The 26,362-nt window shown below is 72.2% G+C and carries 26 protein-coding genes; 15 read left to right on the forward strand and 11 right to left on the reverse strand.

Going from position 1 to position 26,362, the window contains the following annotated elements; all coding sequences use genetic code 11:
* The first annotated feature begins 9 nt into the window (after positions 1–9).
* Positions 10–1,455, forward strand: a complete 1,446-nt coding sequence (locus tag BQ6202_RS12320) for a hypothetical protein (RefSeq protein WP_072314701.1) — start codon at positions 10–12, stop codon at positions 1,453–1,455.
* Here BQ6202_RS12320 and BQ6202_RS14800 read toward each other — a convergent pair.
* The 6 genes from BQ6202_RS14800 to BQ6202_RS12345 form a co-directional block, all read right to left on the reverse strand.
* Positions 1,359–1,868, reverse strand: a complete 510-nt coding sequence (locus BQ6202_RS14800; protein ID WP_159433645.1) for a tetratricopeptide repeat protein — start codon at positions 1,866–1,868, stop codon at positions 1,359–1,361. The two genes, BQ6202_RS12320 and BQ6202_RS14800, sit on opposite strands and share 97 nt — an antisense overlap.
* Positions 1,865–2,410, reverse strand: a complete 546-nt coding sequence (locus BQ6202_RS12325; protein ID WP_072314702.1) for a hypothetical protein — start codon at positions 2,408–2,410, stop codon at positions 1,865–1,867. The genes BQ6202_RS14800 and BQ6202_RS12325 overlap by 4 nt, the downstream gene beginning before the upstream one ends.
* On the reverse strand, positions 2,407–3,210 hold the full coding sequence (locus BQ6202_RS12330) for a hypothetical protein (protein WP_083587262.1): 804 nt from the start codon (positions 3,208–3,210) through the stop codon (positions 2,407–2,409). Before BQ6202_RS12330 ends, BQ6202_RS12325 begins: the two co-directional genes overlap by 4 nt.
* 66 nt (positions 3,211–3,276) lie before the next feature.
* Positions 3,277–4,266, reverse strand: coding sequence for a carbohydrate ABC transporter permease (locus BQ6202_RS12335; protein ID WP_083587263.1), 990 nt, complete (start codon positions 4,264–4,266; stop codon positions 3,277–3,279).
* Positions 4,263–5,219, reverse strand: coding sequence for a carbohydrate ABC transporter permease (locus BQ6202_RS12340; protein WP_072315169.1), 957 nt, complete (start codon positions 5,217–5,219; stop codon positions 4,263–4,265). Before BQ6202_RS12340 ends, BQ6202_RS12335 begins: the two co-directional genes overlap by 4 nt.
* Positions 5,220–5,885: 666 nt before the next feature.
* On the reverse strand, positions 5,886–7,223 hold the full coding sequence (locus BQ6202_RS12345) for an ABC transporter substrate-binding protein (protein ID WP_072315170.1): 1,338 nt from the start codon (positions 7,221–7,223) through the stop codon (positions 5,886–5,888).
* Positions 7,224–7,517: 294 nt separating this feature from the next.
* On the opposite strand from BQ6202_RS12345, the gene BQ6202_RS12350 reads away from it, so the two are divergent.
* Entirely contained in the window at positions 7,518–8,537 is a 1,020-nt protein-coding gene (locus tag BQ6202_RS12350) for a LacI family DNA-binding transcriptional regulator (RefSeq protein ID WP_072314703.1), read from the forward strand.
* A 45-nt stretch (positions 8,538–8,582) separates the two neighbouring features.
* Here the strand turns inward: BQ6202_RS12350 and BQ6202_RS12355 are convergent, their stop codons facing one another.
* Positions 8,583–9,344, reverse strand: a complete 762-nt coding sequence (locus BQ6202_RS12355) for an ATP-binding cassette domain-containing protein (protein ID WP_072314704.1) — start codon at positions 9,342–9,344, stop codon at positions 8,583–8,585.
* A 43-nt stretch (positions 9,345–9,387) separates the two neighbouring features.
* Between BQ6202_RS12355 and aztB the strand changes: the two genes are divergently transcribed.
* From aztB to BQ6202_RS12375, 4 genes are all read left to right on the forward strand, one after another.
* Positions 9,388–10,299 carry a zinc ABC transporter permease AztB gene (aztB, locus tag BQ6202_RS12360; protein WP_234946208.1) on the forward strand — a complete coding sequence of 304 codons (912 nt, stop codon included), beginning with the start codon at positions 9,388–9,390 and terminating at the stop codon, positions 10,297–10,299.
* Positions 10,296–11,570, forward strand: coding sequence for an ABC transporter (locus BQ6202_RS12365; RefSeq protein WP_234946209.1), 1,275 nt, complete (start codon positions 10,296–10,298; stop codon positions 11,568–11,570). Before aztB ends, BQ6202_RS12365 begins: the two co-directional genes overlap by 4 nt.
* Complete coding sequence (gene aztC / locus BQ6202_RS12370; protein ID WP_072314705.1) at positions 11,567–12,511, forward strand: zinc ABC transporter substrate-binding protein AztC; 945 nt, start codon at positions 11,567–11,569, stop codon at positions 12,509–12,511. Before BQ6202_RS12365 ends, aztC begins: the two co-directional genes overlap by 4 nt.
* Positions 12,512–12,599: 88 nt before the next feature.
* Positions 12,600–13,853, forward strand: coding sequence for an NHL repeat-containing protein (locus BQ6202_RS12375; protein ID WP_234946210.1), 1,254 nt, complete (start codon positions 12,600–12,602; stop codon positions 13,851–13,853).
* 69 nt (positions 13,854–13,922) lie between these two features.
* On the opposite strand, the gene BQ6202_RS12380 is transcribed toward BQ6202_RS12375, so the two are convergent.
* Positions 13,923–14,687, reverse strand: a complete 765-nt coding sequence (locus tag BQ6202_RS12380; RefSeq protein ID WP_072314706.1) for a GOLPH3/VPS74 family protein — start codon at positions 14,685–14,687, stop codon at positions 13,923–13,925.
* A 100-nt stretch (positions 14,688–14,787) separates the two neighbouring features.
* On the opposite strand from BQ6202_RS12380, the gene BQ6202_RS12385 reads away from it, so the two are divergent.
* Positions 14,788–16,029, forward strand: a complete 1,242-nt coding sequence (locus tag BQ6202_RS12385) for an inorganic phosphate transporter (protein WP_072314707.1) — start codon at positions 14,788–14,790, stop codon at positions 16,027–16,029.
* Positions 16,026–16,253: a hypothetical protein gene (locus tag BQ6202_RS12390; protein WP_072314708.1), complete on the forward strand. Its 228-nt coding sequence runs from the start codon at positions 16,026–16,028 to the stop codon at positions 16,251–16,253. Before BQ6202_RS12385 ends, BQ6202_RS12390 begins: the two co-directional genes overlap by 4 nt.
* Before the next feature lie 12 nt (positions 16,254–16,265).
* Here BQ6202_RS12390 and BQ6202_RS12395 read toward each other — a convergent pair whose 3' ends face one another.
* Entirely contained in the window at positions 16,266–17,039 is a 774-nt protein-coding gene (locus BQ6202_RS12395) for an RDD family protein (RefSeq protein WP_072314709.1), read from the reverse strand.
* A 67-nt stretch (positions 17,040–17,106) separates the two neighbouring features.
* On the opposite strand from BQ6202_RS12395, the gene BQ6202_RS12400 reads away from it, so the two are divergent.
* Positions 17,107–18,111 (forward strand): pirin family protein, encoded by a 1,005-nt coding sequence (locus tag BQ6202_RS12400; RefSeq protein ID WP_072314710.1) that lies wholly within the window; start codon positions 17,107–17,109, stop codon positions 18,109–18,111.
* Between the two features lie 6 nt (positions 18,112–18,117).
* On the opposite strand, the gene BQ6202_RS12405 is transcribed toward BQ6202_RS12400, so the two are convergent.
* Together BQ6202_RS12405 and BQ6202_RS12410 are read right to left on the reverse strand one after the other, a co-directional pair.
* A complete protein-coding gene (locus tag BQ6202_RS12405) occupies positions 18,118–18,906 on the reverse strand; it encodes an alpha/beta fold hydrolase (protein WP_072314711.1) in 789 nt (262 codons plus the stop codon).
* Positions 18,907–19,003: 97 nt separating this feature from the next.
* Positions 19,004–19,585 (reverse strand): HhH-GPD-type base excision DNA repair protein, encoded by a 582-nt coding sequence (locus BQ6202_RS12410; protein ID WP_072314712.1) that lies wholly within the window; start codon positions 19,583–19,585, stop codon positions 19,004–19,006.
* Positions 19,586–19,777: 192 nt separating this feature from the next.
* On the opposite strand from BQ6202_RS12410, the gene BQ6202_RS12415 reads away from it, so the two are divergent.
* The 6 genes from BQ6202_RS12415 (at position 19,778) to BQ6202_RS12440 (ending at position 26,281) form a co-directional block, all read left to right on the forward strand.
* Complete coding sequence (locus BQ6202_RS12415; RefSeq protein WP_072314713.1) at positions 19,778–20,038, forward strand: hypothetical protein; 261 nt, start codon at positions 19,778–19,780, stop codon at positions 20,036–20,038.
* A 53-nt stretch (positions 20,039–20,091) separates the two neighbouring features.
* Complete coding sequence (locus BQ6202_RS12420) at positions 20,092–21,489, forward strand: glucose-6-phosphate dehydrogenase (RefSeq protein ID WP_072314714.1); 1,398 nt, start codon at positions 20,092–20,094, stop codon at positions 21,487–21,489.
* Entirely contained in the window at positions 21,486–22,157 is a 672-nt protein-coding gene (locus BQ6202_RS12425; protein WP_072314715.1) for a DUF3159 domain-containing protein, read from the forward strand. The genes BQ6202_RS12420 and BQ6202_RS12425 overlap by 4 nt, the downstream gene beginning before the upstream one ends.
* Before the next feature lie 182 nt (positions 22,158–22,339).
* Positions 22,340–23,518, forward strand: coding sequence for a M24 family metallopeptidase (locus tag BQ6202_RS12430; protein ID WP_072314716.1), 1,179 nt, complete (start codon positions 22,340–22,342; stop codon positions 23,516–23,518).
* Positions 23,515–24,747, forward strand: coding sequence for a M20 family metallopeptidase (locus tag BQ6202_RS12435; RefSeq protein WP_072314717.1), 1,233 nt, complete (start codon positions 23,515–23,517; stop codon positions 24,745–24,747). Before BQ6202_RS12430 ends, BQ6202_RS12435 begins: the two co-directional genes overlap by 4 nt.
* Positions 24,748–24,799: 52 nt before the next feature.
* A complete protein-coding gene (locus tag BQ6202_RS12440; RefSeq protein WP_072314718.1) occupies positions 24,800–26,281 on the forward strand; it encodes an MFS transporter in 1,482 nt (493 codons plus the stop codon).
* Positions 26,282–26,362: the final 81 nt, after the last annotated feature.

Consider the following 26,362-nt stretch of genomic DNA (forward strand, 5'->3'; position numbering starts at 1 on the left):
ATTGATGCCGTGCTCGGCATGCTCGCCACCATCGGACGCGTCCTCGTCCAGCACTGGCCCGCGCTCCTCGCCTGGCACCTGGGCGGTGTGCTGAGCCGCTACGTGCTCATCGAGATCGCCGGCTGGGTGGGCGCCTTCAGCGCGGTCGCCGGCTTCCTGATCCTGCCGCTCGCCGTGCTCGCGCGCCTCGCGTCGTTCGTCGGCATGTTCCTCGTGGTGCGCAGCAGCCTGCGCGAGCTGAGCGCCATCGCTCCCCCGCCCACCACGCCCGAGGCGCGCCGCAAGACCTTCGTCGCCTCCCTGCTCGGCGGCGTCCTGCCGTTCTTCGCCGTCTACATGGCCACCGGCAACGTGCAGGAGGACGCCGACGCCTACGCCACCCGCGCCCTCGAGGTGCAGTCGTCCCTGAGCTGGGGCGCGTTCGTCACCGGCGAGGAGTTCGACAGCACCGGCACGGTCAACGAGGTGCTGCTCAGCCCAGCGGTGCTCATCGCGCTCGGCATCGCGTTCGCGGGCCGGCTCGCGTGGGGCCGCTGGGAGCAGCGCCTCCCCCGCTGGGTCTCGGTCATCGCCGTCTACCTCGAGGGCGTGTGGGTCTTCCTGTTCGTGCTCCTCATCGGCGAGTACCTGCCGCTCGTCACCGCCTGGGTCGACGACCGCCAGGCGATGGCCTGGGTGGCGGATGCGCGAGGCTGGCTCGCCGCCTCCGTCGCGCCGATCGCGTGGCTCTGGGATGGCATCGACTGGGCGCTCGGCCACCTCGGCTCGGCGCTCGGCCAGCCGCTGGCGTGGCTGACGATCGGCGGCGTGATGTACGGCCAGGCCGTGCGCGCGCAGGCGCCCCCCATCCCCGCGCAGCTCGGCGACCCCCGCCTCGCGCCCGTCCACGAGCGCATCGAGCAGGCCCGCCGCCGCTACGGCGCGCTGCCCACGTGGGCGCAGTCGCAGGCGAAGCAGGCGTGGGGCTCGGTCAGCGGTCGCTTCATGCCCATCTGGCGCGCGATCCTGCTCATGCTCCGGGGCGGGCCCCTGCTGTTCGGCACCGCGGTGCTGCTCTACGCAGTCGTCGAGTGGCTCGAGGGCGGCCTGATGCTGCTCACGACCCGCATCGTCGGGCCGCAGGGCTTCAACGAGTTCTGGATGGTGTGGGACTCGCTGCTCTTCCTGCCCACGGCGATGCTCGTCGAGACCCTGCGGATCGCGCTCATCGCGGGCGCGTACGACGCGATGATCGGCCGCCTCCGCCGCCACGAGGCGGGGGCCGCACCCGCCGGTGCCGCGACGACGACGACGGATGCGTCGGCGCGCGAGGCCATCGCCGGTCCGGCAGCGCCGCAGGCAGCGCGGCCGACCGCGGCTCAGGGCAGCTCGACGACGAACGTCGGCAGCACCGGCTCGGAGCCGAGGATCGCGACCTCGAGCTCGAACGGCCCGGCGTCCTCCGGCACGAGGTAGAGCAGGTTGAGGAACACGGGCTCGGTCGCCTCGTAGCAGGAGACCTCGCCCTCCCACCCGAGCGGCCCCCAGCTGCCCTCCCAGCTGCGGCCCGTCCCTCGCTCGACCAGCAGCGGGCGGGCGCACGAGAGCGGCTCGTCGCCGGGGACGACGGTGACCTGCGCCGCGAGGGCTCGCGCGCCGGGCGGCACGTCCACGTCGAGCTCCGCCGGAACCTCGACGATGCTCGCGGGGCCGATGTCGACGCCGTCGAGCTCGATCGAAGCGCCAGCTGCCACGGGGAGGTGCTGCCAGTGGCGGAACTCGTAGTACGTGCGCCACTCCTGCCACGCGATCGCGCCGCCCGTCACCGGCACGAGCACCGCGAGCGCGATGAGCGCGATCGCGTTCCGGCGCCACCAGCTGCGCCTCACTGCGCCCATCCCGTCTCCCGGAGCTCGATCGAGGGCTCGCGCTCGATCGCGGCGAGGTCGATGCGCAGCTCGACGATCGTGTCGACGCGCGTCTCGAGCGATCGCCCCAGCCGCAGCGTCGCCTCTCCCGTGAGCGCCCCCTCCGGCAGCTCGAACGCGAGCGAGCCCGACTGCGGGATGCCGAGTCGCAGCGAGGCCGAGCGGAGCGACTCCGGCCGCTCGCTCGCCGAGATCACGCGGTCGCCGAGATCGAGCTCAGCGAGCGAGAGCAGGCTCGCCACCTCGGTCTGCATGGCCTCCACGTCCAGGTCGACCACGACCCACGTGCCTCCCGCCTGCCATCCGCTCGCGTCGCTCAGCTGCTCGGTCGCTCGCACCTCGCGCACCGTGGCGGCGAACAGCCGCGCCTCGGCCCGCTCGCCGACCGCCGCCTCGACGACGAACGGCTGCGCGGTCTCGGTGTCGCCCAGGGTCAGCGTGCCGATCAGCGCCGCGAGCGCGATCATCCCGAGCCCGACGACCCACGACACGACGCGCCTCACGGGGCCTCCTCGCCGTCTGCCTCGGCGTCGGCGCCGGCCCCGACGTCCTCGACCTCGAGCACGACGGTCGCCGCGAGCTCCTGGTCGCTCCAGTACTCGCCGTAGAGCGTGCTCGAACCCACGTACAGCTGGTGGTCGAAGAGCGAGACCCGCACCTCGTCGCCGTCGGCGAACAGATCCTCCGGCACGATCCAGGTGAGGACGAGCTCGGCGGGCACGCCCGGCTGCACCTTGGGCGAGAGCGTCGCGTCGTCCAGGCGCGCGGCGGCCGTCATGCTCGCATCCGGCATCGCCTCGAGGCGGACCGCCTGCACGAAGGTGCTGGCGTCCGTGCCCATCGAGCGGTCCCAGGTCCCCTCCACGGTGCCGACGAGGGCGAGCACCCGCTCGCCGGCCGCCGGGTCAGCGGTGGCGCCGGCCTCGTCGAAGGTGTCGATCAGCACCGCGCGCTCGAGCGTGAACGACGCGAAGGGGCCGATGTGCGTCTCCCCCGCCGCGAGATCCGCGGGCAGCGTCGACGCGGCCGTCTCGAGCCCGCCGAAGGCGGCGGTCGCGGCGAGGAACACGCCGGCGACCGCGGTCGTCAGCCACCGCATCGGCACCTTCTCGGCCGCCTTGCTCAGCAGGCCGCCGGCGCGCCCGCTGCCCCGCTTCGCGGCGACCGCGGCGGGAGGCGCCTTCGAGACGTCCGCGGCCCTCGCCCCGGGCGCAGGCTTGGCAGCCCCGGGTGCTGGCTTGGCAGCCCCGGGCGCAGGCGCCTTCGAAGACGCGGCGCTGGCCTTGCCCGGCTGGTCGTCCACAGCACGAGCATAGGGCCGGGACTCGCGTCCCGGCCCCATGCCGTGCCCTGCAGCGATCCGCTCGGATCAGCCCTTCGCGGAGCCCGCCAGGAGCCCTCGGACGAAGAACCGCTGCAGACCGAAGAACACCGCCAGCGGCACGATCAGCGAGACGAAGGCACCGGCCGTGAGCCGCTCCCAGTTCTCGCCTCGCGAACCCGCGAGCTCGGCCAATCGTTGGGTGAGTGGCGCGGTGTCTGGTGTGCCGGAGGAGAACACCAGCGCGACGAGCAGGTCGTTCCACACCCACAGGAACTGGAAGATGCCGAACGACGCGATGGCCGGCATCGCCAGGGGCAGGATGATGCGGAAGAAGATCTGCCCATGACCGGCGCCGTCGACGCGGGCCGCCTCGATCACCTCGCCGGGGATCTCCGAGATGAAGTTGTGCAGCAGGAAGATCGCCAGCGGCAGGCCGAAGATCGTGTGCGCGATCCAGACCGGCAGGAACTGCTTCTCGCTCACGAACGGCATGATCTCGTGCAGCCCGTTCTGGAACGGCTGCAGGAAGGTCACGAACAGCTGCAGCAGCGGGATGAGCGCCATCTGCAGCGGCACGATCTGCAGCGCGAACACGATCACGAACAGCGTCGACGAGCCCTTGAACTTCACCCACGCGAACGCATATGCCGCGAGCGACGCGAGCACGAGCGGGATGAGCGTGCCGGGGATCGAGATCAGCAGCGAGTTCATGAAGTACTCGCCGAGCTGCGGCGACGAGGACGACGAGGAGAAGAGCACCTCGCCGTAGTTGTCGAGCGTCAGCTGCGGGTCGGTGAAGAACGTCCACCAGCCCGTCGTGCCGATCTGATCCGCTGGGCGGAAGGACGACAGGAACAGGCCGAAGGTCGGCACCGTCCAGAGCAGGGCGATCACGATCGCCGCGAGCGTCGCCCACGGGCTCGTCAGCCGCTGCTTCACCCGATCGGCGCGCGTGCGCTCGGGCTTGCCGCCGAGCGCCGCCTCCGCGCTGGCCGTGGTGATCGCGGGGTCTGGGGTCACTGCGGCGCTGGTCATCGGATCGCCTTCTGCTGGTTCATGACACGGATGTTGTAGATGACGATCGGCAGCACCATGATGAACAGCACGAGCGCCAGGGCCGCGCCTCTGCCGGGTTCACCGGAGCGGAAGGCCTGCGTGTACATCTCGTTCGCGACCACCGAGGTCTCGAAGTTGCCAGCGGTCATGGTGCGGACGATGTCGAAGACCTTGAGGGTCGCGATCGAGATCGTCGTGACGACCACGACGAGCGACGAGCGGATGCCCGGCACCACCACGTTGCGGAAGCGCTGCCACGGGTTGGCGCCGTCGAGCTGCGCCGCCTCGAGCTGCTCGGTCGCGACGCCCTTGATCGCCGCCGACAGCACGACCATGGCGAAGCCGGTCTGGATCCAGATCATCACGAGGATCAGCGCGAGCGTGTTCCAGGGGCTGTTCTGCAGGATCTGCTGCGGCTCGCCGCCGAACATGACGATGAGCTGGTTGATGAGACCGATCTGGTCCTGCTCCGGCCCGCGGTAGGCGTACATGAACTTCCAGATGATGCCGGCGCCGACGAACGAGATCGCCATCGGCATGAAGACCAGCATCTTGTAGACCTTCTCGCCCCTGCTCTTGTCGATGAAGACCGCGTAGGCGAGGCCGACGATCGTCGAGATGAGCGGCACGAGCACGACCCACACGACCGTGTTCCCGAGCGTGACCAGGGCCTCCGGCTGCGTGAACATCCAGACGAAGTTGTCGACGCCGTTGAAGGTGCCGGTCTTGTCGGTGAAGGCCAGCAGCGCCGTGCGGATCGCCGGGTACACGAGCCCGGCGGTGAGCAGCAGCGCGGCGGGCATGAGGAACACGAGCATCGGCTTCGAGTCCTCGTCCTTGTCGGCCACGTAGCCGAGCACGCCGACGACGCTGAGGGCCGCGGCGAACGCCCACGGCCAGACACCGATGGCCTCTTCGCCGCCGGCCTCCATCAGGGTCGCGATCGCGACGACCGCGACTGCGGCGACGAGCCACACGATGAGGCGCAGACCACGGCGGATGCGCGTGGGCGCGAAGGCGACACCGGCCGTCACGACGAGCGCGCCGGCGAGCGGCCAGCCCACGATGGTGGCGGCGAGGATGAGCGCGGAGGTGACCCAGTCGAGCATCGGGATGCTCTCCGCCATCTGCGTCACCAGCACGACGGCGATCACGACGGCGGCGGCGACGAGGCGCATGACCGCGCTCCGGACCGCCGGCGACACCCTCGCGAGCATCCGGTCGAGCCCCCACTGGAGCAGGACGACCACCAGGCCGACGACGGCGAAGATGATCGCCGCGTTCGTCAGCCCCTGCGTCATCCACGGCACGACGCCGTAGAGCACGCGGGCCAGCACGGCGATCAGCAGGAGCACCCCGATGATCACCACGCGCGGCCTGAGGCCCTGCTTGATGCCCGCCCAGCCCTTGACGAACGGCTTGTCCTCAGGGCGATCGAGGAACGCGAGCAGCAGCGCCATCACGACGCCGAACGCCGCGAGCCCGACGACCGCCTGCATCAGCTTGCCGATGAGATCCATCGTGGTCATAGTCACCTACCTCCGTCGATGCGGGCGTGGGGGCCGCAGCTGCGGCCCCCACGCCCGATCACCTACTTGTTACGGCCAGCTCTGCTCGACCGTGGCCAGCATGGAGGCAGTCTCGGCACCGGAGATCCAGTCGATCATGCCCTTCCACAGCGTGCCCGAGCCGACGGCGCCGGGCATGGAGTCCGAACCGTCGAAGCGGAACGTGGTGTTCTCGTCCTGGAGGATGTCGTACGCCTCGCGCAGCAGGTCGCTCGAGGCGTTCGCCGGGTCGAGACCCGAGTTCGCCGAGAGCACGCCGCCGAGGGAGACGCGGCTGTTCGCCCACTCCGGGCTCGACAGGTACGTCTGCACGGCCACGACCTCCTCGTCGTCGCTGAACGCGCCGACGAACTCGCCGCCACCCGTGACATCCGCAGCGCCAGCCTCCACGCCCGGCAGCAGGAAGGCCCAGACGTCGCCGTCCTCAGCGACGTTCACGTCGCCCTCCGGGTTGAAGAAGCCCTCGTAGAACGTGGCCTGGTGGTGCATCGCGCACTGACCGTCGAGCACCGGCAGGCCGGCCTCGCCGAAGTCGGTGCTGGAGATGGTCGAGACGTCGCCGATGCCGCCGTTGACGTAGTCGGGGTTCTTGATCAGGTCGCCGACGCGGTCGAGCGCGGTGACGATCTCAGGCGCGTCGAAGGGGATCTCGTGCGTGACCCACTGGTCGTAGACGTCGGCGCCCGCGGTGCGGAGCACGTAGTCCTCGAGCCAGTCGGTGCCCGGCCAGCCGGTCGCCTCACCGGAGCCGAAGCCGACGCACCACGGCGTGACATCCGAGTCGGCGACGGTCGCGGTCAGCTCGTCGAGCTCGTCGAGCGTCGTCGGGATCTCCCAGCCGTTCTCCTCGAAGACCGACGGCGAGTACCAGACCATGCCCTTCACCGAGGCCATGAGCGGGGCGGCGTAGAACGTGCCATCGACGGTGCCGAAGCCCTGCCAGGTCTCGTTCCAGTACTCCTGCGCGTTCGCGGCCACCGACTCCGGAGCCTCGAGCACGGCACCGGTGCCGACGACCGAGGCCAGCAGGCCCGGCTGCGGGAAGATGCCGAGGTCCGGCGGGTTGCCGCCCTGGACGCGCACGTTGATCTGCGCCTCGAACTCGGAGGAGCCCTCGTACACGATGTCGATGCCGGTGCATTCCTCGAACTCGGCCCACGACTCGTTGAGGCGGTCGGCCTCTGCGTCGAGGATCGTGCCGTAGGCGCTCACCTCGGCACCATCGAAGGTGCCGTAGTCGGCGTAGGTCTCGCAGCCCTCGGCGGCTGCGGGAGCCGAGCCGCCCGGCTCGGCCGAGGGGTCGGCGGGTGCGTCGCCGACACAGCCCGTGAGGGCGAGTGCTGCGACGCCCGCGATGCCCAGCGGCATCGCGATCCTGCGTGCGTGCTTCACATGAACTCCTTCGCTCAGTGCAATCGGCACGCGCCGCAGCATTCCGCACAGCGCCGTGCCCGATCCTCAGAACCGGAACCGGTTCCATTGCCAGCGACGCTAGCGCACCGAGGCGGTGAACGATGCGCGACGATGTTTCGATTCGGCAACGATCGACATGCGCGCGCCTTGGCCGGGGCGGCCGGAGGGGCTACGTTTGGAACCGGTTCCAACGATGAGACCGGTGGCGCGGCCCCGCACGCGCGCGCTGCCACGGCACGAGGAGGCGCGATGCCACGGCTCGATGACGTCGCCCGTGCGGCGGGGGTCTCGAAGGCCACCGCGAGTCGCGCACTCTCGGGCGCCGACGCCGTCTCCCCCGCGACGCGCGAGCGGGTGCAGCGCATCGCTGCGGAGCTCGGCTTCCGAGCCTCCGGCGCCGCGCGCCGACTCGCGACCGGCATGACACGCACGATCGGGGTGCTGACCCCATCCGTCGACCGCTGGTACTTCGGCAGCGTCCTGCACGGCATCGCGCACGCGGCCGATGCCCACGAGCACGACGTGCTGCTCTACGACCTCGGCGCCTTCGGGCACGGAGGCCACGAGAAGTTCGAGCGCTTCATGCGGCGCGGCGAGGTCGATGGGCTCGTGACCATCACCTGGAGCCTCGTCGGCGGTGACCTCAGCCGCCTCGCCGAGCTCGGCATCCCGGTGGCGACCGTGGGCGAGCCGACGCCGCACAGCCGCTCCTTCAGCCTCGACGACACCGCCGCCGGAGAGCTCGTCACCGAGCACCTCGTGGCGCTAGGCCACACCGACCTGCTGCACATCGCGAGCGCCACCGAGGTGCAGCCCTTCGACTCGTCGTCGTCGGATCGTCGCAAGCAGGCGTTCGAGGCGGTCTCGGCTCGGCACCGCCTGCCGCTGCGACCGGTCGTGACCATGCCGACGACCCTCGAGGGGGCGCACAGGGCGGCGGTCGAGCTGCTCTCGAGCGGCGACCTCCCGACCGCGATCATGGCCGGCACCGACGAGGTGGCGGTCGGTGTGCTGCTCGCGGCGCATCAGCTCGGCATCCGGGTGCCCGAGGAGCTGAGCGTGACCGGCGTGGACGACATCCCCTCGGCGAGCTCCTTCGGGCTCACGACCGTGCGGCAGGATCCGGCCCGCCACGGCGAGGACGTGGTGGGGTGGATCATGGCCGCGCTGCACCGCGACGGCACGACGAGCGGCGAGCCCGACCGCAGCCACACGAACTACGCGCCGGAGCTCGTCGTGCGCACCTCGACCGCGCCGCCGGCGCGCTGATGCGCTGACGCCCAACGGGCCTCCGCCCGGTCCTCGAGGCCGTCGCTAGGTCGGCACCACCGGCACCACCGGCGCCAGCGCAGCCGCCGCTCGTGCCGCCTGCGCATCGGCCACCTCGCTCGGCGACCCGGTGGCGATGAGCCTGCCGCGCTCCAGCAGGATCGCGTGATCGGCTCGCGCAAGGCTCGAGCGGTCATGGGTCGCGAGCACGACGGTCGCGCCGGCCGCAGCAGCCTCGGCGATCGCCGCGTCGATGCGGTCGCGGGCCTCGGCATCCGCGGCGGCGGCGGGCTCGTCGAGCAGCAGCAGCGGCGCGCGCTGCACGAGGCCCTGCGCGACGAGCACGCGCTGCCGCTGACCGCCGGACATCCCCGAGAGCTGCCGCTCGGCGCTGCCCTCCATGTCGACGGCACGCAGTGCCGCGGTCACGCGCCGACGCCCCTCTGCGCCGATCCGGCCGAGCAGTCCGCGCTCGCGCCACAGGCCCATCTCGACCGCCTGCCGCGCGGTGAGCGGCAAGCGGTCGCCGCCCTCGGTGCGCTGCAGCACGAGCGCTCGGTCGTCGGGCAGCCCCGTCACCTCGCCCGCCGTCGGCTCGAGCAGCCCGGCGAGCACCTCGAGCAGCGTCGACTTGCCGCTGCCGTTGCCGCCGACGATCGCCGTCACGGCTCCGGCGGGCAGGTCGCAGGTCACCGCGTCGAGCGCGAGCGCATCGCCGCGCGCAGCGCTCAGGGCATGCACGCGGATGCACGGCGCGGTCGACGCGGTCGACGCGGTCGACGCGCGCTCGGTCTCGTCTGTGTCCATCCCCCGATTGTACTTTGAGAATCGTTATCGTTATCGTCGGTGCGTGCCCTGGATCCACGAGCTGCTGCTCGCCCCCTTCGAGACCGCCTTCTTCGGGCGCGCGCTCATCGGTGGCATGCTCGCGGCGAGCATCTGCGCGACCGCCGGGGCCTGGGTCGTGGCTCGCGGGATGGCGTTCCTCGGCGAGGCGCTCGGGCACGGCATGCTGCCGGGCGTCGCGATCGCCACGCTGATCGGCGGCTCGCCGCTCGCGGGCGCCGCTGTCAGCGCGGCAGCCATGGCCGTCGGCATCGGTTGGCTCACCCGCAGGGCGCGACTGCGCGACGACACCGCCATCGGCATCGCCTTCGTCGGCATGCTCGCGCTCGGCGTCGTGATCGTGTCGCACTCGGGCAGCTTCGCGACCGACGCGACCGCCATCCTCTTCGGCGACGTGCTCGCCGTCCAGCAGGCAGAGCTGGTCGCGCTCGCCATCGGCCTGCTCGGCACCGCTGTGCTCGCCGCCGTGCTGCACCGACCCATCCTCGCCCTCGCCTTCGACGAGCGCATCGCCGCGACCCTGCGGCTGCGCCCCGGCCTCGCCAGGATCGGCCTCGCCGCGCTCGTCACCGTCGCGGTCGTCGCCTCCTACCAGGCGGTCGGCACGCTGCTGGTCGTCGCCCTCCTCGTCGCACCCCCCGCAGCGGCGGCCGTCTGGTCGCGCAGCATCCCGGGCGCCATGCTCGGCGGCGCGGCCATCGGGTCGCTCGCCGTGGTCGTGGGCCTCACGGCCTCGTGGCACCTCGGCACCGCCGCCGGCGCATCCATCGCCATCGCCGCCGTGCTCGCCTTCGCCGTCTCGAGCTGCCTGCGAGCGCTCACCGATCTTCGACCGCGCGACGGCGCGCGGGTCACGACGACCGCACGACCGATGATCGGCGAGCCCGCGCTCGCCAGCGAGAGGAGCGCAGCGTGACCCTGCGACCGACCACCGCCCGACGCCGCGCGCGAGGGGCAGCTGCAGCGCAGACGACCGCCGTCGTCGCGAGCGCGGCGCTCCTGCTCGCCGGCTGCAGCACGCCCGCGGCGCCGAGCGCGCCGACCGGCGGCGCTGCTGCGTCGGCCGAGGCCGCGCCGACCGAGACCGCCGTGCCGCACGGCTACGTCGAGGGCGCGGCAGAGCTCGCCGAGCCGCAGCACGTGCTCGCCGCGATCGGCCCGGCGGGCGAGGTGCGCCTCCTCGACCTGCTCACCGAGCAGACCGAGGAGCTCGAGGCCATCGGCGAGGTGGCGTCGCTCGAGCACGACGGCCGCTTCCTCGTCGCGACCACCGAGGGCGGTGTCACGATCGTCGACACCGGCGTCTGGACGGTGGACCACGCCGACCACGTGCACTACTACCGCGCGGATGCGCGCGTCGTCGGCTCGCTCGAGCTCGGCGGCCCCGCGACGATCTCGTCGACCGAGTCGCGCACCGCGGTGCTCGGTGACGGCGAGGTCGTGCTGCTCGATCGCGAGGCGCTCGGGCAGGGCGAGATCGTCGAGACGGGCCGCTTCCCGGCCGACTCTGGCGGATTCGCGACACCGGCGGGCGACGGCGCCATCGTGGGCGTCGACGACGCGGTCGTCGTGCTGGACGCATCCGGCACCGAGGTCGCGAGCGAGCCGTGCACGGACCCGCAGGGCGGCATCGTCACGCGCGTCGGCGCGGTCCTCGGCTGCGACGAGGGCGCGGTGCTGGCGACGACGGTGGATGAGGCGGGCGAGTCGCTCGTCGAGCTCGAGTCGATCGGCTACCCCGCGGGCACCGCCGCAGCGCTCCGCGCGACGGGCTTCGACATGCGCGCCGGCCGTGCGACGGCGGCCGCGATCGCCGGCGACGCCGGCTTCTGGCTGCTCGACACCCGCGAGCGCACCATGACGCTCGTCGAGACCCCGCAGCCGCTCGTGCGGGTCGTCGCCGTCGACGATGAGGCGGGGCACGTCGTGGCCATCGCCGCCGACGGCCGCGTGCTCGTGCTCGACGAGTCGGGCGCCGAGCTCGGCGCCACCGAGCCGGTGCTCGCCGCCACCCTCGCCGACCCGGTCGCCGCGGCGGCGCTCTCGCTCGAGCTCGACGCGAGCCGCGCCTACGTGCCGGTGCTCGCCGATGGCTCCGTGCTCGAGATCGACTACGCCGATGGCGCGCGCATCGCTCGCACGCTGCCCGTGCCGACGCCGCTGCACATCGCGGAGACCGGACGATGAGCGCGCGTCGACCCGCCATCCGTGCCGGTGCCGCGGTCGCCGCGGGTGCCCTCGCGATCGTGCTGGCCGGATGCGCGGTCACGGCCCCCGCGTCGACCGGCGCCGCCGAGTCCGAGCGCCCGCAGGTCGTCGTCACCACGAACATCCTGGGCGATGTCGTCGACGAGCTGGTCGGCGAGCAGGCAGAGGTCATGACGCTCATGCGCCCGAACGCCGACCCGCACTCCTTCGAGATCTCGGCGCAGGAGGCCGCGGCCATGGAGTCGGCCGACCTCATCGTCGCCAACGGGCTCGGCCTCGAGGAGGGCCTGGCCCAGCACGTCGAGGCCGCAGCAGCAGCGGGGGTGCCGATCCTCGAGGCGGGCGAGCAGGTCGACGTGCTCGAGTACTCCTCGGAGGACGCCTCCGGCGCCGACCCCCACTTCTGGACCGACCCGACCCAGATGGTCGCGGTCGTCGAGGCGCTGCGCGCGGAGCTCGGCGCGATCGACGGCATTGACGCGACCGCGCTCGACGCGGCCGCCGACGCCTACGCCGGCACCCTGACCGAGCTCGACGCCGACCTCGCCGCACGCTTCGGCGCCATCGATCCGGCGCACCGCGCGCTCGTGACGAACCACCACGTGTTCGGCTACCTCGCCGAGCGCTACGGCTTCCGCATCATCGGCGCGATCGTGCCGGGAGGCACGACGCTCGCGGCGCCCAGCGCGAGCGACCTCGCCGACCTCGCAGGCGCCGTCGAGGAGGCCGGCGTGCCGGTGATCTTCGCCGAGTCGTCGCAGCCCGATCGGCTCGTGCAGGTGCTGGCCGAGGAGGCCGGCATCGACGTGCGCGTCGAGACGCTCTTCACCGAGTCCCTCACCGGGCCCGGCGAGGGCGCCGAGACCTATGTGCAGATGCTCGAGGCCAACGCCGACCGCATCGAGGCCGCATTGCGCTGAGCCTCGGCCGCCCCAGCGCTCCCCCGAACCCCCTGGCGGCAGCGACCGCTGTCGCCGGACCCACCGAAGATCCCCACGGAAGGACACCATGCACATCCGCACCACACAGCGCGCCAGGGCCCACAGCCCCAGGCGCCTGCTCGCCGCCGCGGGCCTCGCGACGGCGGCGGCCATCGCGCTCGCCGGCTGCTCGAGCGCCGAGGCGCCCGTCGACACCGAGTCGGCACCCGCGCCGGCTCCGGCAGAGACCTCGGCCGGCGCCGCGACCGGCGAGGCAGGCACTCGTCTCGCCCTCGCCTACGACGGCGGCATCGCCGTGCTCGACGCCGCGACGCTCGAGCAGGTCGCGGACCTGCCGATCGAGGGCTTCAACCGCCTCAACACCGCAGGCGACGGCGAGCACGTCTTCGTCACCACCGTCGGCGGCTTCCAGGTGCTCGCCACCGGCGCCTCCGGCGGCGAGGCCGAGCTGACCGACACGGTCATCGAGGCGACCACCCCGGCGCACGTCGTGCGCCACGCGGGCAGCACGGTGCTGTTCGACGACGGCACGGGCGACTTCCACATCTTCGACACGGATGCGCTGCTCGAGACCGAGGGCGTGCCGGAGATGCGCAGCTTCGAGTCGGAGGCGGCCCACCACGGCGTCGCCGTCGAGCTCGAGGACGGCACGATCCTCTCGACCCTCGGCGACAGCGAGTCGCGCTCAGGCGTGCGCGCGCTCGACGACCACGGCCACGAGGTCGCCCGCTTCGAGGAGTGCCCCTCGGTGCACGGCGAGGGCGTCGTGGGCGACGAGGCCGTCGTGTTCGGCTGCGAGGACGGCGTGCTGACGTACGTCGACGGCGAGTTCGTCAAGATCGACAGCCCCGACGACTTCGGCCGCGTCGGCAACACCTACACGACCGACTCCTCGACGATCGCGGTCGTCGACTACAAGGACGACCCGGATGCCGAGGGCGTGCTGCTCGAGAACCTCGCGTTCGTCGACCCCGCGGCGAGCACCATGGATGTGCTCGCACTGCCTGAGGGCGTCTCCTACACCTGGCGCGGCGTCGGCCGCGACGATGCCGGCGACGCATGGGTGATCGGCACCGATGGCGCCCTCCACCACGTCGACGTCGAGGCGCAGGAGATCGTCGCCTCCTACCCGGTGATCGACGCCTGGGAGGGCCCTGCCGAGTGGCAGCTGCCGCACCCGGCGCTGCTGATCGACGGTGACGCGGCCATCGTCACCGACCCGGCCACGAACAGCGTGCACCGCGTCGACCTCGCCACCGGCGAGATCCTCACGAGCGGCGAGATCGCCGGGCAGCCGAACGAGCTGGCGCTCGCAGGCTGATCCGCACGAGCAGCACCCGATGGCCCGGTGGCCGCGACCTGGAGTCGCGTCCACCGGGCTCTCGCTGCCTCAGCTGCTCGTCGTCGTGGTGATGACGCCGGCCACCAGGACCGTGATCATCACCGCCTCGAGCTGCTGCAGCGCGCCTCGCACCGCCTCGCTCGCCCAGTCGTCGCTGGCGAGCGCGCTGCCGGCGGCCTCGACCTGCTCCTTCGGCAGGTCGGGGAAGACCTTCGGGAGCGCCTCGGCCGAGTGCAGGATCGCGAGCGCAGCGGCGAGCACGTGATCGCGCTGCTCGAGCCGCGCGATCGCGTCGCCAGCCGCGGCGCCCTCGTGCGCCTGCTGCGCCCTGCCCTGCAGCAGCGCCCGCGCCCGCGCCTGCACCGCATCCTCGACCTCTCGTCGCTCGCCGCGCTCCCAGCGCTCCGACCACGTCATGCCGAGGAACCGCTGCTCCTGCCGCGCGAGCACGCCCTCCTCGGCGAAGTCGGCGAGCATCCGCTGCCGCACCTGCATCGCAGGAGCACCCGGGCCTCCGAAGCGCAGCACGTGCGAGATGGCGCTCGAGGGCTGCTTGCCGTCGATGAGCTCGACGAGGGCCTCCAGCCGCTCGTCGACGGCGCCGTCCGCGGCGACGAAGGTCCCGGGCCTCGCCTCGGCCTCCCCCTCCTGCGCGAGCCGCACGCGACCGAGCATCGTCAGCTGCGCGATCGCGCCGACCGCGAAGGCGAGCCGGAGCCGCTCGTCGCCGACGACCGGCTTGCCGGTCTCGTCGTCGATGCCCAGCAGCAGGATGGTCTCCGGGATCGTGATGTCCACAGGCGTGATGTCCATGCCGTCGACGCTACGAGCAGCGATCCGGGCGCGCCTCCCGCTCGCGGTGGGGATCGGATCCGCGACATCCGCCGCGCGGCGGAGGTGGCAGACTGGCGCGGTGCCGGAAGTCGCCATCCTCGTGATCGTCGTGGTCGTCGCGCTCGCCTTCGACTTCACGAACGGCTTCCACGACACCGCGAACGCCATGGCACCGTCGGTCGCCACCGGCGCGCTCAAGCCCAAGCCGGCCGTCGCGCTCTCGGCCAGCCTCAACCTCGTCGGGGCCTTCCTGTCGATCGAGGTCGCCCGCACGGTCGGCAGCGGCATCGTCGACCTCACCGGGGTGGACGGCGAGCAGCTCATGCTCATCGTGCTGTGCGGACTCACCGGCGCGATCGTCTGGAACGTGCTGACGTGGCTCTTCGGGCTGCCGTCGTCGTCGAGCCACGCGCTGTTCGGCGGGCTCATCGGCGCGACGATCGCTGCGCTCGGCGTCTCCGGCGTGCTCTGGGGCGGCGTCGCGCAGAAGATCCTCATCCCCGCGCTCTTCGCGCCCATCATCGCCGGCGTGGTCGCCTTCGGCGGCACGTGGCTCGTGCACCGCGTCACGCGCAGCATCAGCACCCGCGCCGAGCAGCGCAGCTTCCGCTGGGGCCAGATCGGTGCCGCATCGCTCATGTCGCTCGCGCACGGCACCAACGACGCGCAGAAGACGATGGGCGTGATCTTCCTCGCGCTCGTCGCGCACGGCTCCCTCGATGCATCCGCCGACATGCCGCTGTGGGTGCGCATCGCCTGCGCCGTCGCGATCGCGGCGGGCACCTACACGGGCGGCTGGCGCGTGATCCGCACGCTCGGCAAGGGCATCGTCGACATCTCGCCACGCCAGGGCATGGCCGCCGACTTCTCGAGCGCCTCCATCATCCTCACCTCCAGCCACCTCGGACTGCCGCTCTCGACGACCCACGTGGCATCGGGCTCGGTGATCGGCTCGGGCCTCGCGCGCGATGACGTGAAGGTGCGCTGGGGCGTCGCGCGTCGCATGCTCGTCGCGTGGCTCATCACCCTGCCGGCCGCAGGAGCGGTGGGCGCCGCGTGCCTGTTCATCTCGAACCTCTTCGGCCACTTCTGGGGGGCGATCGTCGTGACGGCGATCCTCATCGTGGCGTGCACGATCATGTGGATGCGCTCGCGCCTGAGCCCCGTCGGCCACGACAACGTCACCGATGAGTGGGAGCAGCCGAAGGCGGAGCGCAAGCGCAGCATCGACCGCGAGCTGAGCGCCGTCGCCTCGGGCGTCGCCCCGCTCTCGAAGCCGCGCAAACGCAAGCGCCGCGGCAAGAAGAAGGGCACCGCATGACCATCGACTTCGGAGCGCTCGCCGTGGCCGTCGCCTCGGTGCTCGGTGTCGGCCTGCTGCTGGGCGCGGGCATCCCGCTGCTCTACGCGCTCGGCGTGCGATCGCGAGAGAGCCGGCGGCCGGGATCGAGCGCGGTCAGCGTCGCGCTCTTCGCCGCCTGCGTGCTGCTCGCGATCGCTGGCATCGTCGTGATCGTGTTCGGCGACGCCATCTTCGGCGGCTGAGGCCGCCGCCGCTCAGCGCGAGCGCACCACGACCGTGCGGCCCGCCTTGTCGTGGAAGGCCTGGTTCCGCGGGTCCCACAGCGGCCACAGGTGATCGGCGATCGAGAAGACGCCGCTCAGGAACCCGATGGCCGGCACGCTGTTCAGCAGGTTCGGGCCGAACTGTACGAGCCACCGCAGGCCGGCGCCGCGCAGCTCGGGATTGCGATCCTCGTCGATGCGGCGCACCCGGATGCCGACCAGCATCTTGCCCGGTGTCGCGCCGCGGGAGACGTGGAAGCCGATGTTGTAGATGGCCGAGAACGCGAGGTTCGCGGCACTGATGGCGAGGCCGACGGGGCTGAGGGTGGAGAGCATGGCGTTGACCTCGTCGATCGCCGCAGCGTCGCCCGAGGCGAGCGCGGCGTTCATCGCGTCGACGACGCCCAGCAGCTGCAGCAGCACCATGGTCAGCACGATCATGGGGATGCAGTCCAGCAGGTAGGCGCCGACGCGGCGGCCCCAGCTCGCGAGGGGCGGCTGACCCTGAGCATCCGCTCCCTGGTCCCAGCCCTGCGCCGCGGCCCGCTGCCACGGCTGCGCCTCGGGGTGGCCGGCGGGCGGCGATGCCGCGCCGAAGCCGCGCGCGCCGCCTGCGCCGTGGCCGTCGTGCTCGCGCTGCGCGGGCTGCGGCTCGGGCGCGGGTGCCTGCGCGTTGCTCGTCCACCGCTCGCCGTCCCAGTAGCGCGTCGCTCCCGGCACTGCGGCGAAGGGGTCGGGGTACCACCCGGCAGGCTGCTCGTTCACCCCTCGATGGTACGGCGGATGCCGATGGCCAGGCGCGTCGCTGAGCCGCGGTGCGTAGCCTGGCGGCATGAGCAACACCGAGGCGACGATCGTCGAGAACAGCGAGGCCGCCTGCGTCGAGGAGGCAGCGGCCGCCGGCCTCGAGCTGCTGCTGCCCCGCGACGTGCCGCTCGGCGGTCCGCGCGCGATGCCCGTGCAGCGCGTCCTGCCCAACAAGCACCGCCACTTCATCGGCGCGTGGTGCTTCGCGGATGCCTTCGGCCCCGCACCCATGGCCGGGCATCCGGGCATGGACGTGCCACCGCATCCGCACACCGGCCTGCAGACCTGGAGCTGGCTCGTCGACGGCGCGATCGAGCACCGCGACTCCGCAGGCTTCTCGCACACGGTGCGACCCGGTGGGCTCAACATCATGACCGCGGGGCGCGGCATCGCGCACAGCGAGTACTCCACGCCCGACACCCAGGTGCTGCACGGCGTGCAGCTGTGGACGGTGCTGCCGAGCCACGAGCGCGGCCGCGAGCCCTGGTTCGACGGGCTCGACGCGGTGCCGCAGGTGCAGCTCGCCGCGGGCGTCACCGGCAGCGTCTTCGTCGGCGAGCACGCCGGCGCCGCGAGCCACGTGGGCGCATACACGCCGCTCGTCGGCGTCGAGCTGCGCATGGCAGCCGGCAGCGAGGTGCGCCTCGAGCTGCGCGGCGACTTCGAGCACGGGGTGCTCGCGCTCAGCGACGGCATCGCGGTCGACGACGTGCCGGTCGGTCGCGGCGCCCTCGCCTACGCGGCACCGGGCCGCGAGGCCGTGATCGTCTCGGCCCAGCGCGACGGCGTCGCGATCCTGCTCGGCGGTGAGCCCTTCGCCGAGGAGGTCGTGATGTTCTGGAACTTCATCGGCACCGACCACGACGAGGTGCAGCAGGCACGAGACGAGTGGATGCGCGAGCGCGAGTCGAGCGCGTCGGCCCGGCCGCGCTTCGGCTCGGTCGTCGACGACGACAGCCACCCGCTCGCGAGTCCGCGGCTGCCGAGCGCGCAGCTGCTGCCCCGCGGGCGCGCGAAGCGGCGCGGCTGAGGGCCGCTACCCGCCCTGTGCGGCGAGCTGTGCGATGGCGGTCGCCATGGGCCCCGCCTCCCACTCGTGCATCGCGCCGGGCATGACGCGGAAGGTCGCGGAAGGGATCGCTGCCTGCAGCGCCTCGGCGCTCTCGGTCATGCCGGGGAAGGTGTGCTCGCCGACCATGACGAGCACCGGCACGGCGATGCGGGCGTAGCGCTCGTCAGCGGGCAGCTCCTCGGCCCAGGCGAGCGAGCGCGCGTCGGCGCGGTAGCTGCGGCTGCCGAGCACGATCTGCGGCCACGACGGATCCTGCATCGCGCCCTCGAGGAACTCCGGCGGCATGTCGCGCATGTACTCGCGCTGCGCCGCGTCGAGGTCGCCCGCGTCGAGGTGCCGCAGGAAGTCGGCCTCGAAGCCGGCGGCGCCGCCCTCGAACTGGCCGATCGGCGCCTCCCAGAGCGCGAGCGCCGTGACGGGCAGCCCTGCGTCGGCGGCAGCGAGCGCGATCGAGCAGCCGGAGGAGTGCCCGACGAGCACTGCGCTGCCGCCCACCTCGTCGATGGCGGCCGCGATGGCCGCGAGCTCCCGGTCGAGCGTCAGGTCGCCGTCGGCGGGGCTGTCGCCTCGGCCGAGGCGGTCGTAGACGAGCGCCTGCACGCCCTGCTCGGCGGCGAGCCGCGCGGTCTCGGTCGTCGTCGCATCCTGCGCTCGGAACGGCCCGGCGCCCGCGACGAAGACGACGCCCGGTCCGCTGCCATAGCGATCGAAGCCGATGCGGTCGCCCGCGCTCGTATCGGTGTACTCGGTCATGGCATGCTCCGCCCTGCGACCGCTCCATCGCGCGCCGCGCTCGGGATCAACCTAGCGATGCCCGTCGGCGCGCCGCACGACGAAGGTGGCGGCACGCTCAGCCCTTCGCCGCCTTGGCCGCAGCCTTCGCAGCCTGCTTCGTCGCGCGCACCTCGGCGAGCGAGGCCGCGTCGACGATGTCCGCCACCGAGCGCTTCGCGCCGGGCTCGCCATACGGGCCCGCCGCATCCGCCCACCCATCGCCGTCGAAGCCCGCCTGCTTGCCGAGCAGCGCCAGGAAGATCTTCGCCTTCTGCTCGCCGAAGCCGGGCAGCGCCTCGAGGCGCCGCAGCACCTCGGGGCCGTCGGGCTCGCCCTGGCGCCAGATCGCGCCGGCGTCGCCGCCCCACTCGTCGACGATGACGCTCGCGAGCGCCTGCACGCGCGTGGCCATGGAGCCCGGGAAGCGGTGGACCGCCGGCTTCTCGCCGAAGGCGGCGAGGAACGCTTCCGGGTCCATCCTCGCGATCTCGGATGCGTCGAAGCGGCCGAGCCGGTCGCGCAGCTTCGCGGGCCCGGCGAACGCCGACTCCATCGTCACCTGCTGGTCGAGCAGCATGCCCGTCAGCAGCGCGAAGTCATCGTCCGAGAGCAGGCGGTCGGCGCTCTCGTCGCCGGTGATGTGGAGGTCGCGCGTCATGCCCCCACCCTGCCACGGTGCTGCCGAGGACCGCGCCCCCACCCGGTCACGACGGGTGGGGGCGCAGCTGCATCCATTCTGCGGTGAGCGTCACTCGTCTCCTCGCGGCAGCGGCCCAGGTCTCGCTCAAGAGCCGCTGTGGTCGCGCCGGCTCCCGGCGAGCATGAAGCGAGGCCGCGAGAGGATGGGGGCATGGAAATCAAGCGCTCCAACCCCTGGGCGTGGTGGGCGTTCTGGATCGGCCTCCTCGGCCTCGTCCTCATGCCGATCCCGCTGTTCGTCGGCCTCATCCTCGGCGGCGGCCTCGCAGCCATCGCGGCGATCCTCGCCGTCATCGCGCTGTTCAAGTCTCGCCACGCGGGCGGCCGCGGTGTCGCCCCCGCGGTCATCGCTGGCGTCTTCGTGCTGCTGACGTACGGCGGCATCTCGCTCGGCGGCGGCGTGTGGTGGTGACGCCCGGGCGCTGACCGACCCCCGAGCAGAGCATCGGATGCGAGGATCGAGCCATGGCCACTGCGCAGCGCTCGACCTCTCAGCCCGCCACGACCCTCCTCATCCTCGGCGCATCCGGCGATCTCACGAGCCGCCTGCTGCTGCCCGGCATCGCCACGCTGCTGCAGATCGAGCCGCAGCGACGGGTCGAGATCGTCGGCGCTGACCTGCGCCAGCTCAGCGACGCCGACTGGGCAGGCCGCGTGCAGACCGCGTTGGCCGCCGGCAGCGCGACCGGCGAGGCCGCAGAGCACGTGCTGCGCTCGACCCGCTACGTCGCCTCCGACGCGACCGATCCGGAGTCGCTGGCAGCGCTCATCGCCTCGATCCCCTGCGACCGGCTCGTCATCTACTTCGCGCTGCCGCCGCACGTCACGCAGCTCGTGTGCACCGCGCTCGAGCAGATCGGCGTGCCAGAGGGCACGATCCTCGCGATCGAGAAGCCCTTCGGCGCCAGCCTCGAGTCTGCGCGCGAGCTCAACGCGCTCGTCACGCGCATCGTGCCGGAGGACCGCGTCTTCCGCATCGACCACTTCCTCGGCCTGCACACGGTGCTCAACCTCATCGGCCTGCGCTTCGCGAACCGCCTGTTCGAACCGGTCTGGGATCGCGACAGCATCGCGAAGGTCGAGGTGCTCTACGACGAGACGGTCACGCTCGAGGGTCGCGCCGGCTACTACGACCGCAACGGTGCGCTGCGGGACATGATCCAGTCGCACCTGCTGCAGATCATGGCGCTCATCGCGATCGAGCCGATCTCGAGCGTCACCGCCGGCGACCTGCGCGATGCGATCAGCCAGGTGCTGCGCGCCTCGAGCGTCGTCGACCCGATCGAGCACTCGCGCCGCGCCCGCTACACGGCCGGCAGCGTCGAGAGCCGCGCGGTGCCCGACTACGTCGCGGAGGACGGCGTCGATCCCGCGCTCGGCACCGAGACGCTCGCCGAGGTGCAGGTCGAGATCGCGACGGCGCGGTGGGCGGGCGTGCCCTTCATCCTGCGCTCCGGCAAGTCGCTCGGCGGCGTCCGCAAGCGGGCCGTCATCCACTGGAAGCCTCCGGCGCACGTGCCGACCGGCTTCGGCGGCCACGACTCCCCCGACTGCCTGGTGATCGACTTCAAGCCCGACGGCTTCGAGCTGCACATCACGACGAACGGCAAGGGCGACCCCTTCACGCTCGAGCAGACCGTCCTGCGCGGCGAGCTCGGCGGCGGCCAGCTGCTGCCCTACGGCGAGGTGCTCGCCTCCATCCTCGACAGCGACCCCCGCATCGCGGTGCGCGGTGACGCGGCCGAGGAGTGCTGGCGCATCATCGAGCCGGTGCTCGCTGCGTGGCGAGCGGATGCGGTGCCCATGGACGACTACGCGGCCGGGTCGACGGGGCCGGAGGGCTGGGAGACCAGCCGGGCGTGAGCGCCGACCGCTTCGACGCCGACGGCGACCCGACCCAGGAGGAGTCGCTCTCCCGCCTGCTCGGCGGCGGCAGGGCGGCGCTCGAGGGCAGCATCCCGCCCATCGCCTTCCTCGCCGCGTGGCTCGCGAGCGACGGCGAGCTGCTGACCGCGGTCGTCTGGTCACTCGTCGCGAGCGCCGCGACCCTGATCCCCGCCCTCATCGCGCGCCGCACGCCGAAGGCCGTCGTCATCGGGATGCTCATGACCGTGCTCGCGGCGATGATCGCCTACTACTCGGGCGAGGCGCGCAACTTCTTCCTGATCCAGCTGCTCTCGAACGCCGCGAGCGCGCTCGCGTGGATGGTCTCGATCGTCATCGGCTGGCCGTTCCTCGGCCTCATCGTCGGCGGGCTCATCGGCACGAAGACGCGCTGGCGCAGGGATCCCGCTCTCCTGCGCGCCTACCAGCGCGCCTCCTGGATCTGGGTGCTGCAGTACGTCATCCGCGTCGTCGTCTTCTCGGTGCTCTGGTGGCTCGACGAGACCACCTGGCTCGCCATCATGCGCGCGGCGCTGACCTACCCGCTGATCATCGCGTGCATCGCCGCGTCCGGCTGGGTGCTGTTCGCGTCGATCCCGAGGTCGCACCCCGGCATCCGGAAGCCGCAGGTCGCGGTCAGCGATTGATGCATTGCGGATGCGCTGGGCCCGGCGTACAGTTCCGGGCAAGCAGCGATGCGGACCGACCAGGCGCCTTCACCAGTTCTTGCACTTGAGCAAGCGCCTCTGAGCCAGTCCGCATCGCTTCTCCTCGCCGACCGGCTCTCGACGCTGGCATAGGGTTGCGCCAAGCAGAACGAGGAGTCACCGTGCGCCCCAGCCCCGACGAGTACGCAGCCCGGCTCACCCGCACGCGCGAGCGCATGGCCGCCGCCGGCCTCGACGGCCTCGTCGTCGTCGACCCGGCCAACCTGCACTACCTCACGGGCTACGACGCCTGGTCGTTCTACATGCCGCAGCTGCTCTTCGTGCCCCTCGCGGGTGAGCCCCTCCTCATCATGCGCGACATGGATGCGGGCGGCGCTCACCGCACCGCCGTCGAGACGCCGCGCGAGCGCATCCTCGGCTACCCCGAGTCGCTCGTGCACCAGCGCGACGCGCACCCCTTCGACTGGGCGGCCGAGCAGCTGCGCGCCCACGGCTTCGGCGGCCGTGGCCGGATCGGCTACGAGGGAGAGGCGCACTTCCTCTCGGTGCGGTCGTTCCTCGCGCTCCAGCAGGGCCTCCCCGAGTGGCAGCTCGTCGACGCGCACGACCTCGTCAACTGGGTGCGCCTGATCAAGAGCCCCTACGAGCTCGACCTCATGCGCCGCGCGGGTCGAGTCGCCTCAGCCGCCATGCGGGCGGGCATCGACGCGGTCGCGGCCGGCGCCCGCCTCAACGACGTCGCCGCTGCAATCCAGTTCGCGCAGGCGACGGGCGTCGACGGCGCCGAGGGAGACTACCCCGCGATCGTGCCGATGCTGCCGACGGGCGAGTCTGCCGACACGCCCCACATGACCTTCAGCGCCCGCCGCCTCGATGCATCCGAGGCCGTCTCGATCGAGCTCGCGGGCGCGCACCGCCGCTACCACGCACCGCTCGCGCGCACGCTCGTGCTCGGCCGGCCGAGCGACCGCCTCGCGCACCTCGCAGAGATCACGGCCGAGGGCCTGCAGCTCGTCGTCGACGGGATGCGACCCGGTCGCACGATCGCCGAGGTGCACGGCATCTGGCAGCGGCACATCGCGAAGGAGGGCATCGAGAAGCCCTCGCGCCTGGGCTACTCGATCGGCATCGGCTACCCGCCCGACTGGGGCGAGCGCACGGTGTCGATCCGCGGCGACGAGCAGACGGTGATCGAGCCGGGCATGTGCCTGCACATCATCGCGGGCATGTGGATGTCGGGCTACGGCTGCGAGCTGAGCGAGTCGCTCGCGATCACCGGCGACGGCGTCGAGGTGCTCACCGATGCGCCGCGCGAGCTGATCGTGAGGCAGGGCACGTGACGGATGCCTCTGGTCGCGACGAGCGCGACCTCGAGCGCGCGCTCGCGCTCATCGAGGATGCGACGATCGTCGCCGATGCCTCATCGCTCATCCTCGCGGCGAGCGAGAACCCGGGCGGCACCGAGCTCGTGACCGTGCGCGTGCTCGAGTCGATCGCGTCGCGCCTCGGCGGCCGCACGCGTCGCACGCTCGTGGCGCCGGAGCGGCCCAACCTCTCCATCCGCTTCGGCCCCGATGCGAGCGCCGAGCACCCCGCCGTCCTGCTGCTGGGCCACAGCGACGTCGTGCCGGCAGGCGAGGGCTGGAGCGCCGACCCCTTCAACCCGCGCGTCGCCGACGGCTGGCTCACCGGCCGCGGCGCCGCGGACATGAAGGGCGGCATCGCCGCGGCGCTCCAGGCGATGGCGGCGGTGCACCGCGTGCGCCCAGAGCTGCCGCTCGAGCTGCTCGTGACGGTCGACGAGGAGGACCTCGCGACCGGCATCCAGGCGCACATCGCCGAGCCGCCCGGGCACTACCTGGCGTGCATCGTGGCCGAGCCGACCGACATGGCGGTCGTCGTGGCCTGCCGCGGGGCGGCCAACCTCGAGATCGAGGTGACGGGCCGCGCGGCCCACGCCGGCCGGCCCGAGGACGGCGCGAGCGCCATCACCGCCGCTGCCCGCATCGCCACCTGGATCGCTCGGGACCACGAGCGGATGCGCGCGGGCGCCGCCGGCCTGCTCGGCTCGGCCACCTGGAGCGTCGGTCGGATCGAGGGCGGGCACGGCACCTCGATCGTGCCCGACCGCTGCACGCTGCTCGTCGATCGTCGCCTGATGCCGGGCGAGACGGGCGCTGAGGCCCTCGCGCAGCTCGAGGCGGGCATCGCGGGAGCCTCCGCGGATGTCGGGTGCGAGGCCTCGGCGCGACTGCTCATGGAGATGCCCGGGTTCGAGACCGACTCCGCGCATCCGCTCGTCTCCAGCGCCGTCGAGGCGCTGCGCGCCGAGGGTGCCGAGGCGCCGGTCGAAGCGTGGACGGCCGCGTGCGAGGGCGGCTTCATCGCCCGCCACCACGCGTGCCCGACCATCATCCTGGGCCCGGGCGACATCACCGGCCAGGCCCACCAGCCCGACGAGCGGGTGCGCATCGCACACCTCGCCGTCGCCGCACGCGCGTACACTCGCATGCTTGTGCACCTGCACGACGCGCGCACCAGCAGCGCGCATCCCCTCCCCCACGACTGAGACCACGGACGCACGAGCACGACCCCCAAGGCACCACCAGAAGGGACACGGCATGACCGAGCAGACCGCAGCAGGAGGCGCCCCCGCGCACGAGCCTCCCCCCATCACGAGAGAGCTCGACCTCTCTCCCATCCAGCGCAAGACCGTCAAGAAGTCGGTCATGGGCGCCATGGCCGGCAACGCCATCGAGTGGTTCGACTACGGCATCTACGGCTACCTCGTCGTGCACCTGTCGAGCCAGATCTTCGGCGGCAGCGAGGATTCCACCCTCTGGGCGCTGTTCGGCTTCGCCGTCTCGTTCCTGATCCGCCCCATCGGCGGCGCCGTGCTCGGCCCGCTCGGCGACCGGATCGGCCGTCAGAAGGTGCTCGTCTTCACGATCATCATGATCTCGGTGGCGACCGCCTGCATCGGCATCCTGCCCACCTTCGAGCAGGTCGGCTGGCTCGCACCCCTCCTGCTCTTCTCGCTCCGCATCATCCAGGGCTTCTCGGCCGGCGGCGAGTACGCGGGCGCGGCCGTCTACATGGCAGAGCACGCACCGGACGACCGGCGCGGCTTCTGGGGCTCGTTCCTCGAGTTCGGCACGCTGCTGGGCTTCTCGATGGCCGCGATCCTCGTCACGGGCCTCGAGTTCATCGTCGGGCCCGAGGGCATGGAGGCCGGCTGGTGGCGCCTGCCGTTCCTGCTGACGCTGCCGCTCGGCCTCGTCGCGCTGCTCATGCGCGCGCGCCTGCACGACTCCGACACCTTCACCGAGGCGAAGCAGCAGGACACCCGCACGAGCGCGTGGCAGGTGCTGCGCGACCTGATCACGAAGCAGCCGAAGCAGCTGCTGAAGATCATGGGCATCACGGTGCTCATCAACACCGCCTTCTACCTCGTGCTCACCTACATGCCGACCTTCCTGACGACCTCGCTCGACATGGATGCGACGCAGTCCGGCCTGATGCTCGTGGGCGTGCAGCTCGTGATGATGGCGGTGATCGTGCCGCTCGGCGCGCTCACCGACCGGGTCGGCAGGCGGCCGGTGCTGCTCACCGCAGCCATCGGCTTCACGCTCTTCTCGATCCCCGCGGTCATGCTGCTCACCACCGGCGTCGTGCTGCTGCAGATCCTCGGCCTGTCGATCTTCGGCATCTTCCTCGTCATGCTGCTGTGCAACATCTCGGCGACGCTGCCTGCGCTCTTCCCGACGACGGTGCGCTACGCCGGCTTCGCGCTCGGCTACAACGTCGCGACCTCGCTGCTCGGCGGCCCGGCGGGCCTCATCAACGAGTGGCTGATCGGCGAGACCGGGTCGAACCTCGTGCCCGGCTTCTACATGACGATCGCCGGCATCATCGGGCTCATCGCCATCTGGACCTTCAACGAGACCGCCGGGCGCAGCCTGCGCGGCGACGTGGTGCCGGGCGACGACGACGTCGATCGCCTCGCCATCGGTCAGGACCTCATCGGCAAGGTGAACGACCCGAACCACGAGCTCGTCGACGGCCGCCTGCCGGCGACGGGCGACGGGCGCGGCCCAGCCTGACGCGCGCATGACGGATGCGGTCCCGCCGGCGTGCGGGGCCGCATCCGTCGTCTGGTGATGGGATTCACAGGAGAACGGGGT

This window comes from Agrococcus sp. Marseille-P2731 (genome assembly GCF_900117395.1).
Classification (GTDB): domain Bacteria; phylum Actinomycetota; class Actinomycetes; order Actinomycetales; family Microbacteriaceae; genus Agrococcus.

Excerpts from the sequence above, each read along its gene's own strand:
- BQ6202_RS12335 (WP_083587263.1), bottom strand. The coding sequence starts at position 4,266 with ATGACCAGCGCCGCAGTGACCCCAGACCCCGCGATCACCACGGCCAGC.
- BQ6202_RS12340 (WP_072315169.1), bottom strand. The coding sequence starts at position 5,219 with ATGGAGGCCGGCGGCGAAGAGGCCATCGGTGTCTGGCCGTGGGCGTTC.
- BQ6202_RS12345 (WP_072315170.1), bottom strand. The coding sequence starts at position 7,223 with ATGCCGCTGGGCATCGCGGGCGTCGCAGCACTCGCCCTCACGGGCTGT.
- BQ6202_RS12350 (WP_072314703.1), top strand. The coding sequence starts at position 7,518 with ATGCCACGGCTCGATGACGTCGCCCGTGCGGCGGGGGTCTCGAAGGCC.
- BQ6202_RS12355 (WP_072314704.1), bottom strand. The coding sequence starts at position 9,344 with ATGGACACAGACGAGACCGAGCGCGCGTCGACCGCGTCGACCGCGTCG.
- aztC (WP_072314705.1), top strand. The coding sequence starts at position 11,567 with ATGAGCGCGCGTCGACCCGCCATCCGTGCCGGTGCCGCGGTCGCCGCG.
- BQ6202_RS12375 (WP_234946210.1), top strand. The coding sequence starts at position 12,600 with ATGCACATCCGCACCACACAGCGCGCCAGGGCCCACAGCCCCAGGCGC.
- BQ6202_RS12380 (WP_072314706.1), bottom strand. The coding sequence starts at position 14,687 with ATGGACATCACGCCTGTGGACATCACGATCCCGGAGACCATCCTGCTG.
- BQ6202_RS12390 (WP_072314708.1), top strand. The coding sequence starts at position 16,026 with ATGACCATCGACTTCGGAGCGCTCGCCGTGGCCGTCGCCTCGGTGCTC.
- BQ6202_RS12400 (WP_072314710.1), top strand. The coding sequence starts at position 17,107 with ATGAGCAACACCGAGGCGACGATCGTCGAGAACAGCGAGGCCGCCTGC.
- BQ6202_RS12405 (WP_072314711.1), bottom strand. The coding sequence starts at position 18,906 with ATGACCGAGTACACCGATACGAGCGCGGGCGACCGCATCGGCTTCGAT.
- BQ6202_RS12410 (WP_072314712.1), bottom strand. The coding sequence starts at position 19,585 with ATGACGCGCGACCTCCACATCACCGGCGACGAGAGCGCCGACCGCCTG.
- BQ6202_RS12415 (WP_072314713.1), top strand. The coding sequence starts at position 19,778 with ATGGAAATCAAGCGCTCCAACCCCTGGGCGTGGTGGGCGTTCTGGATC.
- BQ6202_RS12420 (WP_072314714.1), top strand. The coding sequence starts at position 20,092 with ATGGCCACTGCGCAGCGCTCGACCTCTCAGCCCGCCACGACCCTCCTC.
- BQ6202_RS12440 (WP_072314718.1), top strand. The coding sequence starts at position 24,800 with ATGACCGAGCAGACCGCAGCAGGAGGCGCCCCCGCGCACGAGCCTCCC.